Below are 15,149 nucleotides of genomic sequence, written 5' to 3'. Positions count from 1 at the left end.
TGACATCGGCCCATGCCCGGCGGGGCACTCCGGCCCGTCTCAGTCCGTGAGAGGGCAGGGCGGAACAATCACCCCTCCCCCGGACAAGAGATCTGACGATGATGGCCTGGAATCGAAACGTCGTTGCCGCCTATGCGCCCGCCATGGTTGGCTGGTGCCTGGCGCTGGCCAGCTGGCTGCGCCTGGAACAACTGCGCGACGACTTGCATGCGAAGGCGTTGCTGCCAGTGCTGCAGGGCGGCGCGGTGACGTTGCTGGTGCTGACGCTGGCCTGCACGTTGGCAGCAAGCGCGGTGCTGTGGCGTTCCCGCCGGCCGCCGCGCCAGCCCACCGCTGGATGATCTACAGCGCAGCGGGCTTCATCAGTACGAACCGGCAGGGCGCGCGTTGGAAAGCATTGATCTGCGGCACCAGACGCTGGAAGTGCTCGCTGGCGCAGTGGGCGTCGAGGGCGCCGTGGTCGGGCCACAGCTCGATGAAGACGAAGTGCCCAGGATCCTTCTCGTCAACGAACAGCTCATAGCTGATGCACAGTGGTTCGCGCTGCGTGCAGGCGACCAGTTCCCGGTACAGCGGCAGGACGTGGTCCAGGGCTTCGGGGTAAATGAAGTCTTCGGCGATCACCTTCAGCATGTGCGAATCCGTGCAGGGGAGGCATCCGATGATAGTGCCGGCGCCCCGCCGGCACTTCACCGTCAACGCAATACATTGTCCGAATTCACCATACGCACATCGTGCATCTGGTTGAGGTAAGCCTCGTAGTAGCCCTTGTGCGAGACGCCGACGATGGCCAGCATGCGGCGGCCCGGATGCAGGCCCAGCACATCGCGGATGTTGGCGACCATGCGCAGGTTGCGCGTTTCCCAGTAGCCCACATACATCCTGCCGAAGGCTTTTGGCGAGGGCTCGACGAGCGTCGCGCCGAAATCGCTCTGGTAAGCGGTCATCGCTACCGTGGGACTGTTGTACGCCCTGTACAGCGCCATGACACCCCCGGGCTTGTCCAGATCGGCCAACAAGCGTTTATCCGCGTCCTTGCGTGCCTGGGTATGGGCGTTGTTCCAGGCACCGGTGATGGCCGCGCTCGCCGCCGCTTCATCCTCGGCGGGTGTGGGGGAATCGGCCGTGTGGTCGTCCACGGCCCACAGGCGCTCATGCCCGAGGCGGGCGGCGACTTCGGCGGCGATCAGATGGGTTTCATTGCGGCGAACCAGGCCCTTGTCGAGGATCTCGACCAGCGCCGGAGTCAATCCATCACCGTCCTTGCGCTCGGACGCAGGCAGGCGCAGCCACTGCACCTGCGCTGAGCCGCGTTCGCCTGCTGCCAGGAACAGCGCGGCGAGCCGACGACGTTGTGCGGGCGTCGGGTTGTTCGGCCAGGTTGCGAGCAGGCGCTCGGCCTGGGTGTTCGCCGCAGGCACGTCCAGTCCCGTCGCAACCTGCGCAGCGGTGGTGTCGAAGCAGTAGGTGGCCACGCTCTCCGCATAGCGGGCCGGATAACGGCGCATGAAATCGCACTGGAGGCCAGACAGGTCTTCGGTAGCGATCAGCTCGGGTTTCCAGGCGACCAGTCGCTGCAGCAATGGCTCAAGCGAGGCCGGCTGGAAGGACGTGGGAAGGCCGGACAAATGGGTGGTGCCGAGTACCAGCACTTCGTTCGGGCGCCCGGCTGGGGGGCCCTTCAACCGGTCTGGGTGGAAGGCCGGTCGATAGGCCGTGTCGGTGGCCAGCGCGCTGTTGCTGCACATGGCCAGGAAGAGAAGGGTGGCAATGCGAGGGAACATGCGATCTCCATGTCGATGAGCGTCCTGCGGGACGTTCATGCTGTTCGCTTTTTCCTGCTGGGGAATCCCGCATTGGTCATGTAAACCTTTCTGCCTTGAGCTGCATCCTTCTGCTGAGCGATGCTGTATTCAGTGCTCAGGCATTGCTGCATTCCGCTACCCGGTGGCGGGGGAGGGCCTGAGTCCCTTGGTGGGCAGGTTGTGGCACGTGAGCGGAACGTGAAGTACACGGCAATCGTCGACCACATTCCGTCTGCAATGTACGGAGTTGCGACGGACGTCGCGGAATCCCGCTAAAGCGGCCGACGGCATCGCCGATACTCCCTCTGGATCCCGCTCCAGCCACCCGCCGCAGGACCCCAGACTGCCCCGATGGGCGGTCCGCGCAGTGTGTTCCGCCGCTCCCCAATGCTGATCGGACCCGCACCAGACGTTCTTGCCAGCTGCTCGAGGGGTGCCTGCGGGCACCTGCAGTCCCAAGCAACCGAAGTTGCCGCCGGGCATCCCGCCCGTCGGATCGCAACCGCTTACCGGACACCGAGGATCAGACAATGCTCATTCCAGGCTTCACGGCGGACGCGCAGGCGCCGGCCGAGCTGCATACCCGTTGGTCGCCGTGGCGCGCGCTGCTGGGTGCCCTTGCCCCGCAGCAGCGGACCGGCACCGAGTCGATGGCAACCGACCGCGCCGAACTTGAAGCCCAGGTCGCGGCGCTGCATCGCGTGCAGGCGGTCATCGAGTTCGCCCTCGATGGCACGATCCTGCAGGCCAACGACAACTTCCTGCAGGCGATGGGCTACCGGCTGGAGGATATCCAGGGAAAGCACCATTCCCTGTTCGTCGATCCCGAGCAGGCGCGCAGCGCCGAATACCGTGACTTCTGGGCGCGGCTGGGACGTGGCGAATATGACGCTGGCCAGTACCGGCGTTTCGGCAAGAACCAGCGCGAGATCTGGATCCAGGCCTCGTACAACCCGGTGCTGGACCGTCAGGGGCGTCCGTACAAGGTAGTCAAGTTCGCCACTGACATCACCGCGCAGAAGCTGCAGGCGGCCGACTCGGCTGGCCAGCTGGCTGCCATCGACAAGTCGCAGGCCGTGATCGAGTTCAGCATGGATGGCCGCATCCTGTCGGCCAACGACAACTTCCTGGCCGCCACCGGTTACAGCCTGGACGAAGTGCGCGGGCAGCACCATTCGTTGTTTGTCGAGCCCGAGCATCGCGGCAGCATCGAGTATCGCCAGTTCTGGGAGAAGCTCGGCCGTGGCGAATACGATGCCGGCCAGTACCGGCGCCTTGGCAAGGGCGGGCGCGAGGTCTGGATCCAGGCGTCCTACAACCCGATCCTGGACCTCAACGGAAAGCCGTTCAAGGTCGTCAAGTACGCCACCGACATCACCGCGCAGGTGCATGAGAACCAGGCCATGCAGCGTGCCGTGGCGCAGACCCGCGAGGTGGTGGCTGCCGCCAAGCAGGGTGATCTGACCCAGCGCGTGGCCACCACCGACAAGCGCGGGCCGATCGCCGAGCTGTGCGAAGGCGTGAATTCGCTGGTCGAGGCGATGGCCGCGATCATCGGTCAGATCAAGTTCGCCGCCGACACCATCGCGGTCGGTGCAACCGAGATCGCGCAGGGCAACAGCGATCTGTCGCAGCGCACCGAGCAGCAGGCAGCGTCGCTGGAGGAGACCGCGGTGTCGATGAAGGGCCTGGCCGAGACCGTGCAGCGCACCGCGACCAACGCACGGCAGGCCAGCCAGCTGGCCGGAGGCGCCGCTGATGTCGCCGCGCGCGGCGGCAACGTGGTGCACGAAGTGGTCGAGACCATGGCGGTGATCAACGCGTCCTCGCGGCGCATCGTCGACATTATCGGCGTGATCGACGGCATCGCCTTCCAGACCAACATCCTTGCGTTGAACGCGGCGGTGGAGGCGGCGCGAGCAGGTGAACACGGGCGTGGCTTCGCCGTGGTTGCTACCGAGATCCGCGAGCTGTCGCAGCGTTCGGCCAGCGCAGCCAAGGAGATCAAGCAGCTGATCGATGCATCGGTTGCCAATGTGGGCGCCGGCACGGCGCAGGTTGAGAGCGCCGGCCGTACCATGGACGAGATCGTGGTCAACGTGCGCCGGGTCAGTGACCTGATGTCCGAGATCAGCACGGCAGCACAGCAGCAGAGCGACGACATCCAGCAGATGAACCATGCCGTCGACCTGATCGACCAGGGCACGCAGCAGAACGCCGCGCTGGTAGAGGAAGCCTCCGCCGCGGCGCGCAGCATGGAAGAACAGTCGGCGCAGCTGCTGCAGACCGTGGCCAGCTTCCGCGTGCAGGGCGGGGCTGGGCACATGCATGGTGCGGCGGTGCTGCGCGCGGTCTAGGCCAAGCGGTCGGAGGGCTGTTTCCCGGTCTCGAGGCCCGAGGCAGCCTGCACGCAGTTGCGGCCGGCATGCTTGGCGCGGTACAGGGCATGGTCGGCGCGGTCGACCAGGCCGCGCGGGTCGGCCTGCTCATGTGCGGCCTGCCAGGCCACGCCGATGCTGATGGTCACGTAAGCCTCGGCGGCGGGCAGCGCGGCGGCTTCCACGGCGGCGCGCAGGCGCTCGCCCAGGTCCAGGGCGTGGGTTGCGTCGGGCGCGGGCAGGGCAGCGATGAATTCCTCGCCGCCATAGCGGGCCAGCAGGTCATCACCGCGTTGCAGGCAGCCCTCGAGGATCGCGGCGACCGCCTGCAGGCGGCGATCACCTTCCGGGTGCCCGTAGGTGTCATTGAGTCGCTTGAAGTGGTCGATGTCGATCATCAGCACCGCCAGCCCCATGCCCTGGCGGCGAGCGCGACCGCGCGCGCTGATGAGCGATTCATCGAAGTTGCGGCGGTTGCCCAGGCCGGTCAGCGGATCGCGCCGGGCCAGCAGCGCCAGTTCGTCGCGCTCGCGCTGGATCTGGGCCTGGGTCAGCACGCCGCGTAGCGCGTAGCCGAGCAGGGCACCGATGAAACCGACCGAGGCCAGGGTCGGCTGCAGGCGTGCGACCAGCAGCGCCACCATCATCAGCAGCAACGGCAGCATCAGTGGCGCGCTGGCATCGACGATGCGGCGAAGGTTGCGCGGCACAGCCACTGCTGGTGGGCGGTGCAGGCTGCCGGCCAGCACGGCCAACAGCACGAACAGCCCGCTGATCAGCAGGTCCCCCCAGGCACCATTGGGTACCTGCGGCTGCCAGGTATTGATGTAGAACGCCAACAGGAAGTAGCCCAGCGCGTAGATCGTCAACGTGCGGAAGAAGTCACGGCGGTCGGCATTGTCCTCGGCCAGGAAGCGGATCAGTGCGAAGCAGAACACCAGGCTGTTCTGCACGCTGCTCATGGTGTTCAGGCACTGCGTCCACAGGGCGGTATTGAAGTGCGCCATCGCCCGCGTGTGCCCGTAGTACAACAGCCACAGCAACCCGATGATCAGCAGGTCCACCGCGCGGATGTAGCGGTTGCCACCGCCTGGGCTGGCGGCCACGTAGGTCAGGGGAATCCGGTAGAACACGTACAGAACCAGTGAAGGTACGGTCATCTGCGCAGGATCGAGGCCGGCCACATTGCGGTACAGCAGGGCCAGCAGGGCCAGCGAGAACAAGCCGACCGCAGCGCCCAGCGTCCGCCATTTGCAGGCCGCCTGATGGCTGTCACGTGCACGCCGCACGCAGGCCAGTGCGGCCAGCAGTGGGGCGGTGATCAGCATCAGGTAGGAGCCGATCGGGTCCTGCGGGCCGACAAAGGTAATGACGAGCGCGTGCGTGACCAGGAAAAACAGTGCCGCACGCAACGTCATGCATTCCCCCGCCCCCAGCTCCGGCTGGGATCACGATAGGCAGAAGTAGGTGAGGCTGGCAAGAAAAGTGTGAGCTACGTCTATTTTAAACCTTGCCGTAGATTGCAGTTGTGTGTCATCGAGGTGACGCAGAGCCTTCCACCTGGGCATACATCCAGAAGTCACGGGGCTGTCCCCGAACCCGCCGGTAAGCGCGCAGCAGGCCTTCGCGCTGCATGCCGAGGCGTTCCAGCACGGCGATCGAGCGGGCGTTGCTGTCCAGGACGGTCGCCTGGATACGGACCAGGGCGTGTGCGGCACGGCCCCATTCGAGCACCGCGCGTGCTGCGTGCGTGGCCAGTCCCTGACCCTGCCAGCGCGGATCAAGATCATAGGCGAGTTCGCCGCGGCCATGCGATAGGTCGATTCCGTTCAGGCCAACGGTGCCGATCAGCTGGTCGTCGGCGTTCACCAGCGCCCAGCGCTGGTCCGTTGCCGTGGGCAGGTAACTGGCGATCTGGCGTCGCAGTGCCATTTCGGAAACGTCGCCCCAGCTGGTGTGCCGGGTCACGCCCGGCAGCGAGAGATAGCGGGACCAGGCGGCAGCATCATCCACGTGCAGTGGACGCAACCGTGCGGGCAGGGTTGCAGGGAGCGTGGGCAGGGCGGGCGTTGGCATCGTCGCCAGTGTCGGCGCCCCGGCCCTGAAAATGCAAAAGGCCAGGTCGGGGACCTGGCCTTTGATGCAGTGGTGCCGGTGAAAGGACTCGAACCTTCATGGGGTTACCCCCGGCTGATTTTGAGTCAGCTGCGTATACCATTCCGCCACACCGGCAGGCAGCGTGCGAGTGTAACCGAGGTCGGCGGGAGATGCATAGTAGGAGGGCCTATCAGGGCGGTTCCTGTCGGCATTGGCTCCTTGGTAGCTATACTCCCAGTGTGCAATTGCCTCCAGGAGCGGTAGCTGATGACAGTGTTGCAGGACCTGAGGGTGCTGGTGGTCGAGAACGACGAAATGAGTGCGGCCCTGCTGCAGATGCAGCTGGTGCATGCCGGTGCGACCGTGGTCGGGCTCGCAGCGAGCGTGTCCGAAGCCCTGCAGCTGCTCGAGCAGAGCACCCCGGACGTGGCCCTGCTGGACTACCGGCTGGCCCGCAACGAGACCAGTGAGCCGGTGGCCGCAGCGCTTTCGGCACGTGGCATTCCGTTCGTGCTGGCCACCGGAATGCTGGCCGAGCAGCTGCCGGCGCCGATGTTGGAGGGTCTGTTGCTGGTCAAGCCGTACCTGTCAGCCGATCTGTCGCGGGCGCTGGCGCGTGCGGTTGGCCGCTCCAGCGTCCAGGCCTGAGCCGCTCGCCGTGCACCGGCGGGGGTATGCTGCTGGGGCCTGAATGCTCAGGCCTACAAGGAGAGTGGCATGCAGAAGTGGATCAAGCGCATGGTTGCTGCGGGTGTCCTTTCGATGGCGGTCTTCGGTGGTACGGCGTCTGCCGCATGGTGCGGCCAGCCCTGTTTCCAGCTCTACAAGAGCTGTATCGCGCGCGGCGGTGAAGTTGAGCAATGCCTGCAGGAACAGGCCTTCTGCGAAGAGGCGATATGCGGCGGCAACCCCTGAACCAGGAACCCCGCCCAGGCGGGGTTTTTCAATTGCGCCTGGCGCTCAGCCCGCTTCCTCGTACACGTAACGGATCTCCTCGCGGTCATCGAGGATCTGGTACTGGCGTGCCAGGTCATCCGGGTCGGGATTGAGCCAGGCGTCGAGGTGTTCCCTGCGGATCGGTACCACGCCGCGGTCATGCCCGGCCGCGGCGACGTCGCTGGAAGGTGCGTCGGTGATCGTGGCAAACGACAGCAGGCGGCCTTCCGGTCCTTCCCATTCCGCCCAGAGGCACGCCAGCAGCAGGTCGCGGGGCGGATCGGGACGGAATTCGAGCACCACGTCCTGTTCCTTTTCGTCGGCACCGAGGGTGCGGCCGGCGATGGCGTGGCGTGGCACGTGCTCGTAGAACGCCTGCACCACTACCACGCCGTGGCGCAGTCCGAACGCACCCCGCCAGTAACCCTCCAGGCTGTCGCGCCGCGCATTGTAGGTGCCGGGGTACAGCACGTCGTTGCGCGCCGGCTTGTCCGGCAGCCGGCACTGGTAGCGCATCGGCTTGATCACGCGCTGGCCGTTCTCGCTGACCATCACCGGCGCGTAGGTGCCAGGGAAGATGCGGTTGTCGCGCGGCAGCAACTGCACCCGATGCAGGTCCTCCAGTCGGGCCTGCGCGCGCTCGATGCGGTTGCCGGCCACGCGCAGGTCATGGCGTGCCTTCTGGGTGGGCCGGGTGGCCAGCGTGGCATGGGCGATATCGCGTCGTTCGCGTTGCCGGGCCAGTTCGGCCTCCAGTGCCTGCCGCTCCTGCGCATGCCATTGCTGGATCTTCGTCACGATGTCCCGTCCCTGTTCGGTACGCGCGCCGGCGAATCCGTCATCCATCGCCTTCGGGGTCTTCGGCCGCTTCTTGCCCGGATCGTGTGCGTACAGTTCGGCGAACTCTTCCAGCGACAGGATGGCGCCGAACTCGCGTACCAGCTTGGCGTAGTCAGCGCGGATAAGGGCGGAATAGCACATGGGACTGTGGAGGGCCTGGGTCGCAGCAGCTGCGACGTGGATGCGGCAGGATAGCCCGACCTACAGGGAGATACCGCATGAACGATTCCATCGCCTGCCAGTTCCGCGAAGCCGTGCCCACGGTCGAGGACTACTGCCAGCTGCGTGTACTGGCCGGCCTCAGCGCCAAGACCCGGGAAGCAGCTGCGCGCGCACTGCCCAACACGCTGTTTGGTGTCTGTGCGTACCAGGGCAGTGAGCTGGTGGCGATGGGGCGCATCGTCGGCGATGGCGGTTGCCATCTGCAGGTCTGCGATATCGCGGTGCTGCCGCGGCTGCAGGGGCAGGGACTGGGCAAGGAGGTGATGCGGCGCCTGGATGGCTGGATGCAGGCCAACCTGCCGCCATCGGCGTACGTCAGCCTGCTGGCCGATGGCGAGGCGCATCGGTTGTACGCCCAGTTTGGTTTCGCACCCACGGCACCAGCATCGATCGGGATGTATCGGCGGTTCTGAGCCGTAATCGGGGTGAAGCCATCCACGATGGCGTGGATCTACCGGGGACCTGCAGTAGATCCACGCCATGCGTGGATAGGGCCTTCCCAGGAATCGCGGGCAAAGAAAAACCCCGGCCGAAGCCGGGGTTTCCAAGAATTGGCGTCCCCACGGGGATTCGAACCCCGGTCGCCACCGTGAAAGGGTGATGTCCTAGGCCTCTAGACGATGGGGACGCACGAAAACTTCAAGTTGTAGAACCTTCGACGGCCTAATGTCGAAGTGGTGGAGCCAAGCGGGATCGAACCGCTGACCTCCTGCATGCCATGCAGGCGCTCTCCCAGCTGAGCTATGGCCCCAATGAAACTCCGGATGATCTGCCGGGAGCAGAGTCCGTTTTGAAACTGGCGTCCCCACGGGGATTCGAACCCCGGTCGCCACCGTGAAAGGGTGATGTCCTAGGCCTCTAGACGATGGGGACGCACGAAAACTTCAAGTTGTAGAACCTTCGACGGCCTAATGTCGAAAGTGGTGGAGCCAAGCGGGATCGAACCGCTGACCTCCTGCATGCCATGCAGGCGCTCTCCCAGCTGAGCTATGGCCCCGTGTTGCCGAGCCGCCTATCATACCTGCGTGTTCACGTTTGTGGAAGCTTTTTCAGAACTTTTTTCGTTCCGGTTCAACCGCTGCCACCAAGGCAGGGGACCCGCAACGCCACAACCTGAATGCCGGTAGGCGGTGAACAAAAAAGACCCGGTTATCGGCCGGGTCCTCGTTGTTCGTGATGAGTGGCGTCCCCACGGGGATTCGAACCCCGGTCGCCACCGTGAAAGGGTGATGTCCTAGGCCTCTAGACGATGGGGACGCAATTCTCATCAATGTTCTTTAGCGACCTTTCGGCGGCCTAATGCCGAAAGATTGGTGGAGCCAAGCGGGATCGAACCGCTGACCTCCTGCATGCCATGCAGGCGCTCTCCCAGCTGAGCTATGGCCCCACGTCGCTGAGGAGCGAAATAATAGCCTTGCCCCAGGGGGTTGGCAAGCATTTGTTGCACTTTTCTTCACGCGCGTTGCGAGGCGGATGGTGGTCGTCCGTACTCAGGGGGCGTCGTCGGTCAGTGCCGCCAGGATGGGGCATTGATCCAGTGTGCCGTGGCCGGGGCAGGCGTCGACCAGCTGCGAAAGCGCGGTGTGCATGCGCTGCAGTTCGGCCATGCGCTGCGCGATGTCCCTCAGTCGGGCCTGCGCCGTGTCGCGCACGCTGCCCATGTCCTGCGGGTGGCGGTCACTGAGCGCCAGCAGTTCGGCGATTTCTTCCAGGCTGAAACCCAGCGTTTTGGCACGGCGGATGAAGCGCAGCCTGCGCAGGTCCTGCTCGCCGAAGATGCGGTAGCCCCCGGCCGAGCGTGCCGCCGTGGGCAGCAACTGCTGGCGCTCGTAGTAGCGCACCGTATCGATCGGTACGCCGGCCTGGCGCGCCAGTTGACCAATGTTCATGGGGGATTCCTGCGGATGCCGCCGGCCATTGTGAAGCCTTGAGTCTGGTCAAGGGTCAAGGCCCCGCCGATGAGGGCGCATTCAGCGCACTTTGCAACTTTCTTCATAGCCCCACCCTCGAGGCAGTTCCTACCCTGCGCCTGAACCGGCCGCTGGATGGCCTGCAACGAACCGAGGAGATGGTCTGTGGAAGGATTCAGAAACGAAGGATTCGTCGAGGTCGCGGTGGTCGAGTACCCGGGAGGCGACCCATCGGCCGCCTCCGTGCTGACTGAAATGGCACATGTGGCCAACCGGCTTGCCCAGCAACAGCGCCGTCCGTTCAAGCGTGTCCTGGTGACCCGCTGGATCGTGCCGGCCAGCCAGACCGGCGTGCACCGCATCGCCGGCGCGGAGATGCTCGAGGCAGACATTCCCGCTGTAATCGCCGTGCCTGGCCAGATCAGCCAAGGCGTCTGCCTGCGTGCCGATGAGGTCCTGCTGGATTGGCTGCGCGCGCACTACGACGGTGGCAGTCTGCTGGCGGCGGCCAGCGACGGTGTCAGCATGCTCGCGCGTGCCGGTCTGCTGGCCGGGCGCACGGTCAGTGGGCCGGACCTCGGACGCCATCCGGGCCTGCAGGGGCAAGCAGCCAGCTGGGTACCCAGTGAGCGCGCGCTGGTCGATGATGGCGACCTGCTGACGGTGGCCGGTTCCCAGGCGTGGCGTTTCCTCGGCCTGCGACTGCTGTATCGGCTGTATGGCCAGGGGGTGGCGAGTTCCGTGGCGCAGCAGCTGGGAATCACGGTGCCGGCAGCCATCCAGCAGGATCTGGAGCGCTTCAGTGCCAACTTCGCTCACGGTGATCGTGATGTGCTGAAGGCGCAGCGCTGGCTGCATACCACGGCTGCGCGCGGCGCCACGCTCGGTGCGATCTGTGAGGTTTCCGGACTGGAGCCGCGGACCCTGCAGCGGCGCTTCCTGAAGGCCACGGGGCTGCGTCCTATCGAGTATTGCCAGCGGTTGCGTATCGCCAAGGCGCAGACGCTGCTGCAGCAGGGGGCGGGGATCGATGAAGTGGCCTGGGGCGTGGGCTACGCCGACCAGAGCGCCTTCCGCCGCCTGTTCCTGCGCATCGTCGGAATGACGCCGGCCAACTATCGTCGGCTGGTCAACAACAAGCGGCGCGAGCGGCCGCTGTTGTCATCGGTGGCGGGCAGCCTGCGCGGGCTGCAATCGGTGCCTGGCATGCAGATGCCGCGCAGCGCGGCCTGATGCCTGCGGCGGGCGTCGCGCTTGCAACCTGGGCGCGACGCCTCGACCATGCAGGCAACGGATGTTGGAACAGGTGGGCTGATGTCGAGTGTTGGGCCGGTGCCGATGCCGGTGGTGTTGATCCTGATGTGCGTGCTGCTGGCCATGGCCGTGGCACATCTGTGGCCGCGTCGGAAGGACGGGATGGCAGTGCCTTCCGCGGCAAGCATGGTCCTGGACATGTTGCTGATCGGCCTGCTATGCGGACGCATCAGCTTCGTGGCCTTGAACTTCGCGCTCTATCGTGAGGCCCCCTGGAGCATCCTGCAGATCGCCGATGGTGGGTATCACCTCACGGTCGCGCTGGTTGCAGGCCTGGCATGGGGTGTCTGGCGGCTGAGGCCATGGCATGCATTGCGTGCGCCGGTGCTGGCCGGGGCGCTGGCGGGCGTGGTGCTCTGGGCGGCGGGCAGCCACGTGCTGGCGGCATGGCAGGCACAGCGGATGCCGCTGCCGGCGGTGAACGTGGCCGATCTGCAGGGGCGCGTGATCGACCTGCAGCAGTTCCGGGGCAAACCGGTGGTACTGAATCTCTGGGCCAGCTGGTGTGGCCCCTGCCGACGCGAAATGCCGGTGCTGGCATCCGCACAGCAGACGCATACCGAGGTGCAGTTTGTGTTCCTCAACCAGGGCGAAACCCTGGATGAGGTCCAGGGTTTCCTCGCCAGCGAACGACTGGTGCTGGGCAACGTGTTGCTGGACGATGACGCTGCCGCTTCAACCGTGCTGGGCGTGCAGGCCTATCCTTCCACGCTCTTCTTCGATGCCGACGGGCGCCTGCGTGAACTGCACCTGGGCGAACTGACTGCGGCCGGTCTTGAACACAAACTGCGCCGGCTGCGGTAGCCTGCCCGGGCATCTCACTACGGAGTTCCCATGTTGTCCACTTCCCTGCGCATCGCTCCGGCGGTGCTGTTGCTGCCGGTCATGCTGGCATTGGCCGCCTGCAGCCAGGCCCAGACCCCACCGGGCAAGACGGCGGCAGCACCGGTTGCGAGTGCTCCGACGTCCGCGGCCAAAGGTGACCGTCCTGCGGTGCTGAAAGGCATCGAGAAGCACGGCTTCGAAGTCGTTGCCGAGTTCGATGCACCGGGCGGCCTGCGTGGCTTCGCTGGCGTGGTGGGCGGGCAGCAGCCGGCCGCAGCCTACGTCACCGCCGACGGCAAGCACGTGCTGGTAGGCAGCCTGTTCGATGCCGAAGGCAATGATGTGGCCGCCGAGGCGGTGGAAAAGCTGGTCGCTGCACCGATGTCGGCCAAGATGTGGACCAAGCTGGAAGCCAGTGCATGGGTGCGTGACGGCAAGGCCGATGCGCCGCGCGTGGTCTATACCTTCAGCGATGCCAACTGCCCCTACTGTCACAAGTTCTGGGAAGCAGCACGGCCGTGGGTCGACGCCGGCAAGGTGCAGTTGCGTCACATCATGGTCGGCGTCATCCGCGAGGACAGCCCGGCCAAGGCGGCGGCCATCCTCGCTGCCCGTGACCCGAGCGCGGCGCTGCTGCAGAACGAGCACGATTTTGATCGTGGTGGCATCAAGGCGCTGCCGAACATCAGTCGCGAGATCGCTGGCAAGCTCGACGCCAACCAGGTGCTGATGATCGAGATGGGCTTCCAGGGCACGCCGGGCATCCTGTTCCAGGACGCGCAGGGCCAGGTGCAGCGTCGCGCCGGCTTGCCGCAGGGCGCTGACCTGCAGACGGTGCTGGGCCCGCGCTGAGTCGCGCCTCTCATCGGAATGACCCACGGGCCCGCATGGCAGCATGCGGGCCTGTTGCTTTCCGTGATCAGGATCGATGTGCGGCCTGCGCATCATCTGTTCGTCGTCACGTCTGAATAGTGACTGACATCAAGCCTCGTGCCTTGATTCCAATCAAGGCCAAAAACGACAGGCGGATTAGCCTGTGACGCATGGAATACAGCGTCAATGCGCGATGGATGCCGCGCTCGCCAGGCCCTGATCGGGGTCGGTCGGCTCAGCCATTCACGACACTCTCACCCCATGCTTGTTACCCAGACCGCTGCGGTCGCCACCTCTCTGGCAGTGCGGCCTTGATGGCGTCGACATCGGTACAGGCAGGGCAGTGTCACGGTCCTGTTGCCTGTCATGCGCAGGCTGTCCGTTGTCGTCGACGCAGTATCCGCATTTCCAGCAACGGCGGCGCGAGGCCGGGGTGGCACATGCGTGCGTCCCGTCAGCGCGAATCAAGTGTTCGTCCAGGGAGGATGCAATGCGCGTGGCGGTACTGAGTCTGGCCTGCTTGACCGCACTGGCGATCACGCCAGCGTATGCGCAGCAGGATGGTCAGGAAGATGCGCAGGCGTTGCGAAAGGAGATCGCTGCCATGCGCCAGGCGCTGGAAGGGATGCAGCAGCGCCTGGATCGGCTGGAGCAGCGTGAGGGGGCCGTAGCGGCCAGGGCGCAGGTGCCGCCGCCGATGGCTGCAGCCGCCAGCAGCGCCAACCTGCTGCATCCCACCCAGGTGCCGGGCGTGGCGCAGCCGGTGCTGCCGCAGCGCGAATCAGTGGCCGACCCGTCCACCGCTGCGTCGCGACCGGACAGTGCGGCCGGCCCGACCGATCCGGACCTGAAGGGCTTCTTCGCCATTCCTGGCACTGACACGATGATCCGCATCGGCGGCTACGCCAAGCTGGATGCCATCGCCGATTCGCGTGCAGCCGGCGACGAGGACCAGTTCATTCCTTCATCGATGCCGGTGGGCGGTCGCCATCGTGACGTCTCCAATTTCAACATCCATGCCAAGCAGACCCGCTTCAGCTTCGAGGCGCGACGTCCGACCACGCACGGCAACCTACGCTTCTACCTGGAGAATGACTTCTTCGGTAGCAGTGACGGCTACGAATTCCGCCTGCGCCATGCCTATGGCCAGCTCGGCAATACCTATGCCGGCTACGGCTATTCCAGCTTCATGGACCCGGACAGCCTGCCCGATACGCTGGATTTCGCAGGGCCCGGCGGTGCCGGATACCTGCTGGTGGCGGGCATCCACCACAGCTTCGCAATAGGCAAGGGCAACATCCTGACTGTCGCTGCCGAAGATCCGAAGACCGAACTTGCTGGTGCCACCGATGAGCGGGGCGCGGTAAACCGGTTGCCTGATGTGACGGTGACCGCGCGCATGGAGCGTGACTGGGGCCACCTGCAGCTCGGCGCAGTGGCACGAAGCCTGGCCTATGACGGCGATGGCGTGCGCGACCGGCGCGTGGCCGGCGGTCTGCAGGTGAGTGGATCGGCGTCCGTGGGTGAGCGCGATCTGCTGCTGTTCGGTGTCTTGGGTGGGCGTGGTCTCAGCCGCTACACCGCCGACCTGACCGGCTCCGGGCTGGACGCGGTAGTCGGTACCGATGGCCGCCTCGATGCGCTGGATCTGCACGGCGGCTTCGTCGGCTACACCCACTACTGGTCCGGGCTGTGGCGTTCGAACGTGATCTTCGGCCAGCTGACCCTGGAGCGGAATGCCGCACTGGCGGCCGACGCATTCCGGCAGAGCCGCTACGGCGTCTTCAACCTGATCTGGAGCCCGGCGCCTTCGTGGACGATGGGCATGGAGCTGCTGTACGGCCGCCTTGAACAGCAGGGCGGTGCGCGCGGCGACACGGTCCGGGTGCAGGGCAGCCTGCAATACAACTTCATCAAATAGGCGCCAGCGGTCGTACGCCAGCGTAACC

15 protein-coding genes and 7 tRNA genes are annotated in these 15,149 nt (G+C 65.6%); 9 read left to right on the top strand and 13 right to left on the bottom strand.

Annotation, left to right across the window (positions count from 1 at the left end):
- The first annotated feature begins 101 nt into the window (after window positions 1-101).
- Window positions 102-341, top strand: a complete 240-nt coding sequence (locus tag ACYKG1_RS12955) for a hypothetical protein (RefSeq protein WP_238381588.1) — start codon at window positions 102-104, stop codon at window positions 339-341.
- A gap of 1 nt (window position 342) precedes the next feature.
- On the opposite strand, the gene ACYKG1_RS12950 is transcribed toward ACYKG1_RS12955, so the two are convergent.
- Window positions 343-633: a putative quinol monooxygenase gene (locus ACYKG1_RS12950; protein WP_262227263.1), complete on the bottom strand. Its 291-nt coding sequence runs from the start codon at window positions 631-633 to the stop codon at window positions 343-345.
- 62 nt (window positions 634-695) lie between these two features.
- Entirely contained in the window at window positions 696-1,784 is a 1,089-nt protein-coding gene (locus ACYKG1_RS12945; protein ID WP_478472749.1) for a DUF5694 domain-containing protein, read from the bottom strand.
- Window positions 1,785-2,335: 551 nt separating this feature from the next.
- Between ACYKG1_RS12945 and ACYKG1_RS12940 the strand changes: the two genes are divergently transcribed.
- Window positions 2,336-4,162, top strand: a complete 1,827-nt coding sequence (locus ACYKG1_RS12940; protein WP_262083123.1) for a methyl-accepting chemotaxis protein — start codon at window positions 2,336-2,338, stop codon at window positions 4,160-4,162.
- Here ACYKG1_RS12940 and ACYKG1_RS12935 read toward each other — a convergent pair.
- The 3 genes from ACYKG1_RS12935 to ACYKG1_RS12925 all read right to left on the bottom strand — a co-directional run bounded on the left by ACYKG1_RS12935 (window position 4,159) and on the right by ACYKG1_RS12925 (window position 6,415).
- On the bottom strand, window positions 4,159-5,601 hold the full coding sequence (locus tag ACYKG1_RS12935) for a GGDEF domain-containing protein (RefSeq protein ID WP_478470684.1): 1,443 nt from the start codon (window positions 5,599-5,601) through the stop codon (window positions 4,159-4,161). The genes ACYKG1_RS12940 and ACYKG1_RS12935 overlap by 4 nt on opposite strands.
- A 115-nt stretch (window positions 5,602-5,716) precedes the next feature.
- Window positions 5,717-6,259, bottom strand: coding sequence for a GNAT family N-acetyltransferase (locus tag ACYKG1_RS12930; RefSeq protein ID WP_478470683.1), 543 nt, complete (start codon window positions 6,257-6,259; stop codon window positions 5,717-5,719).
- A gap of 70 nt (window positions 6,260-6,329) precedes the next feature.
- Window positions 6,330-6,415 (bottom strand) — tRNA-Leu (locus ACYKG1_RS12925).
- A gap of 132 nt (window positions 6,416-6,547) precedes the next feature.
- On the opposite strand from ACYKG1_RS12925, the gene ACYKG1_RS12920 reads away from it, so the two are divergent.
- Both ACYKG1_RS12920 and ACYKG1_RS12915 read left to right on the top strand, forming a co-directional pair.
- Window positions 6,548-6,928, top strand: coding sequence for a response regulator (locus tag ACYKG1_RS12920; protein ID WP_100473178.1), 381 nt, complete (start codon window positions 6,548-6,550; stop codon window positions 6,926-6,928).
- Between the two features lie 69 nt (window positions 6,929-6,997).
- Window positions 6,998-7,195: a hypothetical protein gene (locus ACYKG1_RS12915; RefSeq protein WP_478470682.1), complete on the top strand. Its 198-nt coding sequence runs from the start codon at window positions 6,998-7,000 to the stop codon at window positions 7,193-7,195.
- Between the two features lie 45 nt (window positions 7,196-7,240).
- Here ACYKG1_RS12915 and ACYKG1_RS12910 read toward each other — a convergent pair whose 3' ends face one another.
- Window positions 7,241-8,197, bottom strand: a complete 957-nt coding sequence (locus ACYKG1_RS12910; protein ID WP_100473176.1) for an SOS response-associated peptidase family protein — start codon at window positions 8,195-8,197, stop codon at window positions 7,241-7,243.
- A 77-nt stretch (window positions 8,198-8,274) separates the two neighbouring features.
- Between ACYKG1_RS12910 and ACYKG1_RS12905 the strand changes: the two genes are divergently transcribed.
- Window positions 8,275-8,691, top strand: coding sequence for a GNAT family N-acetyltransferase (locus ACYKG1_RS12905; protein ID WP_100473175.1), 417 nt, complete (start codon window positions 8,275-8,277; stop codon window positions 8,689-8,691).
- Between the two features lie 139 nt (window positions 8,692-8,830).
- Here ACYKG1_RS12905 and ACYKG1_RS12900 read toward each other — a convergent pair.
- The 7 genes from ACYKG1_RS12900 to ACYKG1_RS12870 all read right to left on the bottom strand — a co-directional run bounded on the left by ACYKG1_RS12900 (window position 8,831) and on the right by ACYKG1_RS12870 (window position 10,167).
- Window positions 8,831-8,906: transfer RNA gene (locus ACYKG1_RS12900), tRNA-Glu, on the bottom strand.
- 47 nt (window positions 8,907-8,953) lie between these two features.
- Window positions 8,954-9,029, bottom strand: a tRNA-Ala gene (locus tag ACYKG1_RS12895).
- Window positions 9,030-9,075: 46 nt separating this feature from the next.
- Window positions 9,076-9,151 (bottom strand) — tRNA-Glu (locus ACYKG1_RS12890).
- 48 nt (window positions 9,152-9,199) lie between these two features.
- Window positions 9,200-9,275 (bottom strand) — tRNA-Ala (locus tag ACYKG1_RS12885).
- A gap of 184 nt (window positions 9,276-9,459) precedes the next feature.
- Window positions 9,460-9,535 (bottom strand) — tRNA-Glu (locus ACYKG1_RS12880).
- 54 nt (window positions 9,536-9,589) lie between these two features.
- Window positions 9,590-9,665: transfer RNA gene (locus ACYKG1_RS12875), tRNA-Ala, on the bottom strand.
- Window positions 9,666-9,768: 103 nt separating this feature from the next.
- Window positions 9,769-10,167, bottom strand: coding sequence for a heavy metal-responsive transcriptional regulator (locus ACYKG1_RS12870; protein WP_100473174.1), 399 nt, complete (start codon window positions 10,165-10,167; stop codon window positions 9,769-9,771).
- A gap of 186 nt (window positions 10,168-10,353) precedes the next feature.
- Here ACYKG1_RS12870 and ACYKG1_RS12865 point away from each other — a divergent pair, with 186 nt between their 5' ends.
- The 4 genes from ACYKG1_RS12865 to ACYKG1_RS12850 all read left to right on the top strand — a co-directional run bounded on the left by ACYKG1_RS12865 (window position 10,354) and on the right by ACYKG1_RS12850 (window position 15,121).
- A complete protein-coding gene (locus ACYKG1_RS12865; protein WP_478470681.1) occupies window positions 10,354-11,421 on the top strand; it encodes a GlxA family transcriptional regulator in 1,068 nt (355 codons plus the stop codon).
- Between the two features lie 81 nt (window positions 11,422-11,502).
- Window positions 11,503-12,306: a redoxin family protein gene (locus tag ACYKG1_RS12860; protein WP_262226836.1), complete on the top strand. Its 804-nt coding sequence runs from the start codon at window positions 11,503-11,505 to the stop codon at window positions 12,304-12,306.
- 30 nt (window positions 12,307-12,336) lie between these two features.
- Window positions 12,337-13,179: a thiol:disulfide interchange protein DsbG gene (gene dsbG / locus ACYKG1_RS12855; RefSeq protein ID WP_100473171.1), complete on the top strand. Its 843-nt coding sequence runs from the start codon at window positions 12,337-12,339 to the stop codon at window positions 13,177-13,179.
- A 511-nt stretch (window positions 13,180-13,690) separates the two neighbouring features.
- Window positions 13,691-15,121 carry a DcaP family trimeric outer membrane transporter gene (locus ACYKG1_RS12850; protein ID WP_262084392.1) on the top strand — a complete coding sequence of 477 codons (1,431 nt, stop codon included), beginning with the start codon at window positions 13,691-13,693 and terminating at the stop codon, window positions 15,119-15,121.
- Window positions 15,122-15,149: the final 28 nt, after the last annotated feature.

The sequence above is a fragment of the Stenotrophomonas sp. 85239_Sma genome (genome assembly GCF_056481725.1).
Note: the sequence above shows the minus strand (reverse complement) of the source record. Positions and strands in the feature narration are given on the sequence as shown.

Excerpts from the sequence above, each read along its gene's own strand:
- ACYKG1_RS12955 (WP_238381588.1), top strand. The coding sequence starts at position 102 with ATGGCCTGGAATCGAAACGTCGTTGCCGCCTATGCGCCCGCCATGGTT.
- ACYKG1_RS12950 (WP_262227263.1), bottom strand. The coding sequence starts at position 633 with ATGCTGAAGGTGATCGCCGAAGACTTCATTTACCCCGAAGCCCTGGAC.
- ACYKG1_RS12945 (WP_478472749.1), bottom strand. The coding sequence starts at position 1,784 with ATGTTCCCTCGCATTGCCACCCTTCTCTTCCTGGCCATGTGCAGCAAC.
- ACYKG1_RS12940 (WP_262083123.1), top strand. The coding sequence starts at position 2,336 with ATGCTCATTCCAGGCTTCACGGCGGACGCGCAGGCGCCGGCCGAGCTG.
- ACYKG1_RS12935 (WP_478470684.1), bottom strand. The coding sequence starts at position 5,601 with ATGACGTTGCGTGCGGCACTGTTTTTCCTGGTCACGCACGCGCTCGTC.
- ACYKG1_RS12930 (WP_478470683.1), bottom strand. The coding sequence starts at position 6,259 with ATGCCAACGCCCGCCCTGCCCACGCTCCCTGCAACCCTGCCCGCACGG.
- ACYKG1_RS12920 (WP_100473178.1), top strand. The coding sequence starts at position 6,548 with ATGACAGTGTTGCAGGACCTGAGGGTGCTGGTGGTCGAGAACGACGAA.
- ACYKG1_RS12915 (WP_478470682.1), top strand. The coding sequence starts at position 6,998 with ATGCAGAAGTGGATCAAGCGCATGGTTGCTGCGGGTGTCCTTTCGATG.
- ACYKG1_RS12910 (WP_100473176.1), bottom strand. The coding sequence starts at position 8,197 with ATGTGCTATTCCGCCCTTATCCGCGCTGACTACGCCAAGCTGGTACGC.
- ACYKG1_RS12905 (WP_100473175.1), top strand. The coding sequence starts at position 8,275 with ATGAACGATTCCATCGCCTGCCAGTTCCGCGAAGCCGTGCCCACGGTC.
- ACYKG1_RS12870 (WP_100473174.1), bottom strand. The coding sequence starts at position 10,167 with ATGAACATTGGTCAACTGGCGCGCCAGGCCGGCGTACCGATCGATACG.
- ACYKG1_RS12860 (WP_262226836.1), top strand. The coding sequence starts at position 11,503 with ATGTCGAGTGTTGGGCCGGTGCCGATGCCGGTGGTGTTGATCCTGATG.
- dsbG (WP_100473171.1), top strand. The coding sequence starts at position 12,337 with ATGTTGTCCACTTCCCTGCGCATCGCTCCGGCGGTGCTGTTGCTGCCG.
- ACYKG1_RS12850 (WP_262084392.1), top strand. The coding sequence starts at position 13,691 with ATGCGCGTGGCGGTACTGAGTCTGGCCTGCTTGACCGCACTGGCGATC.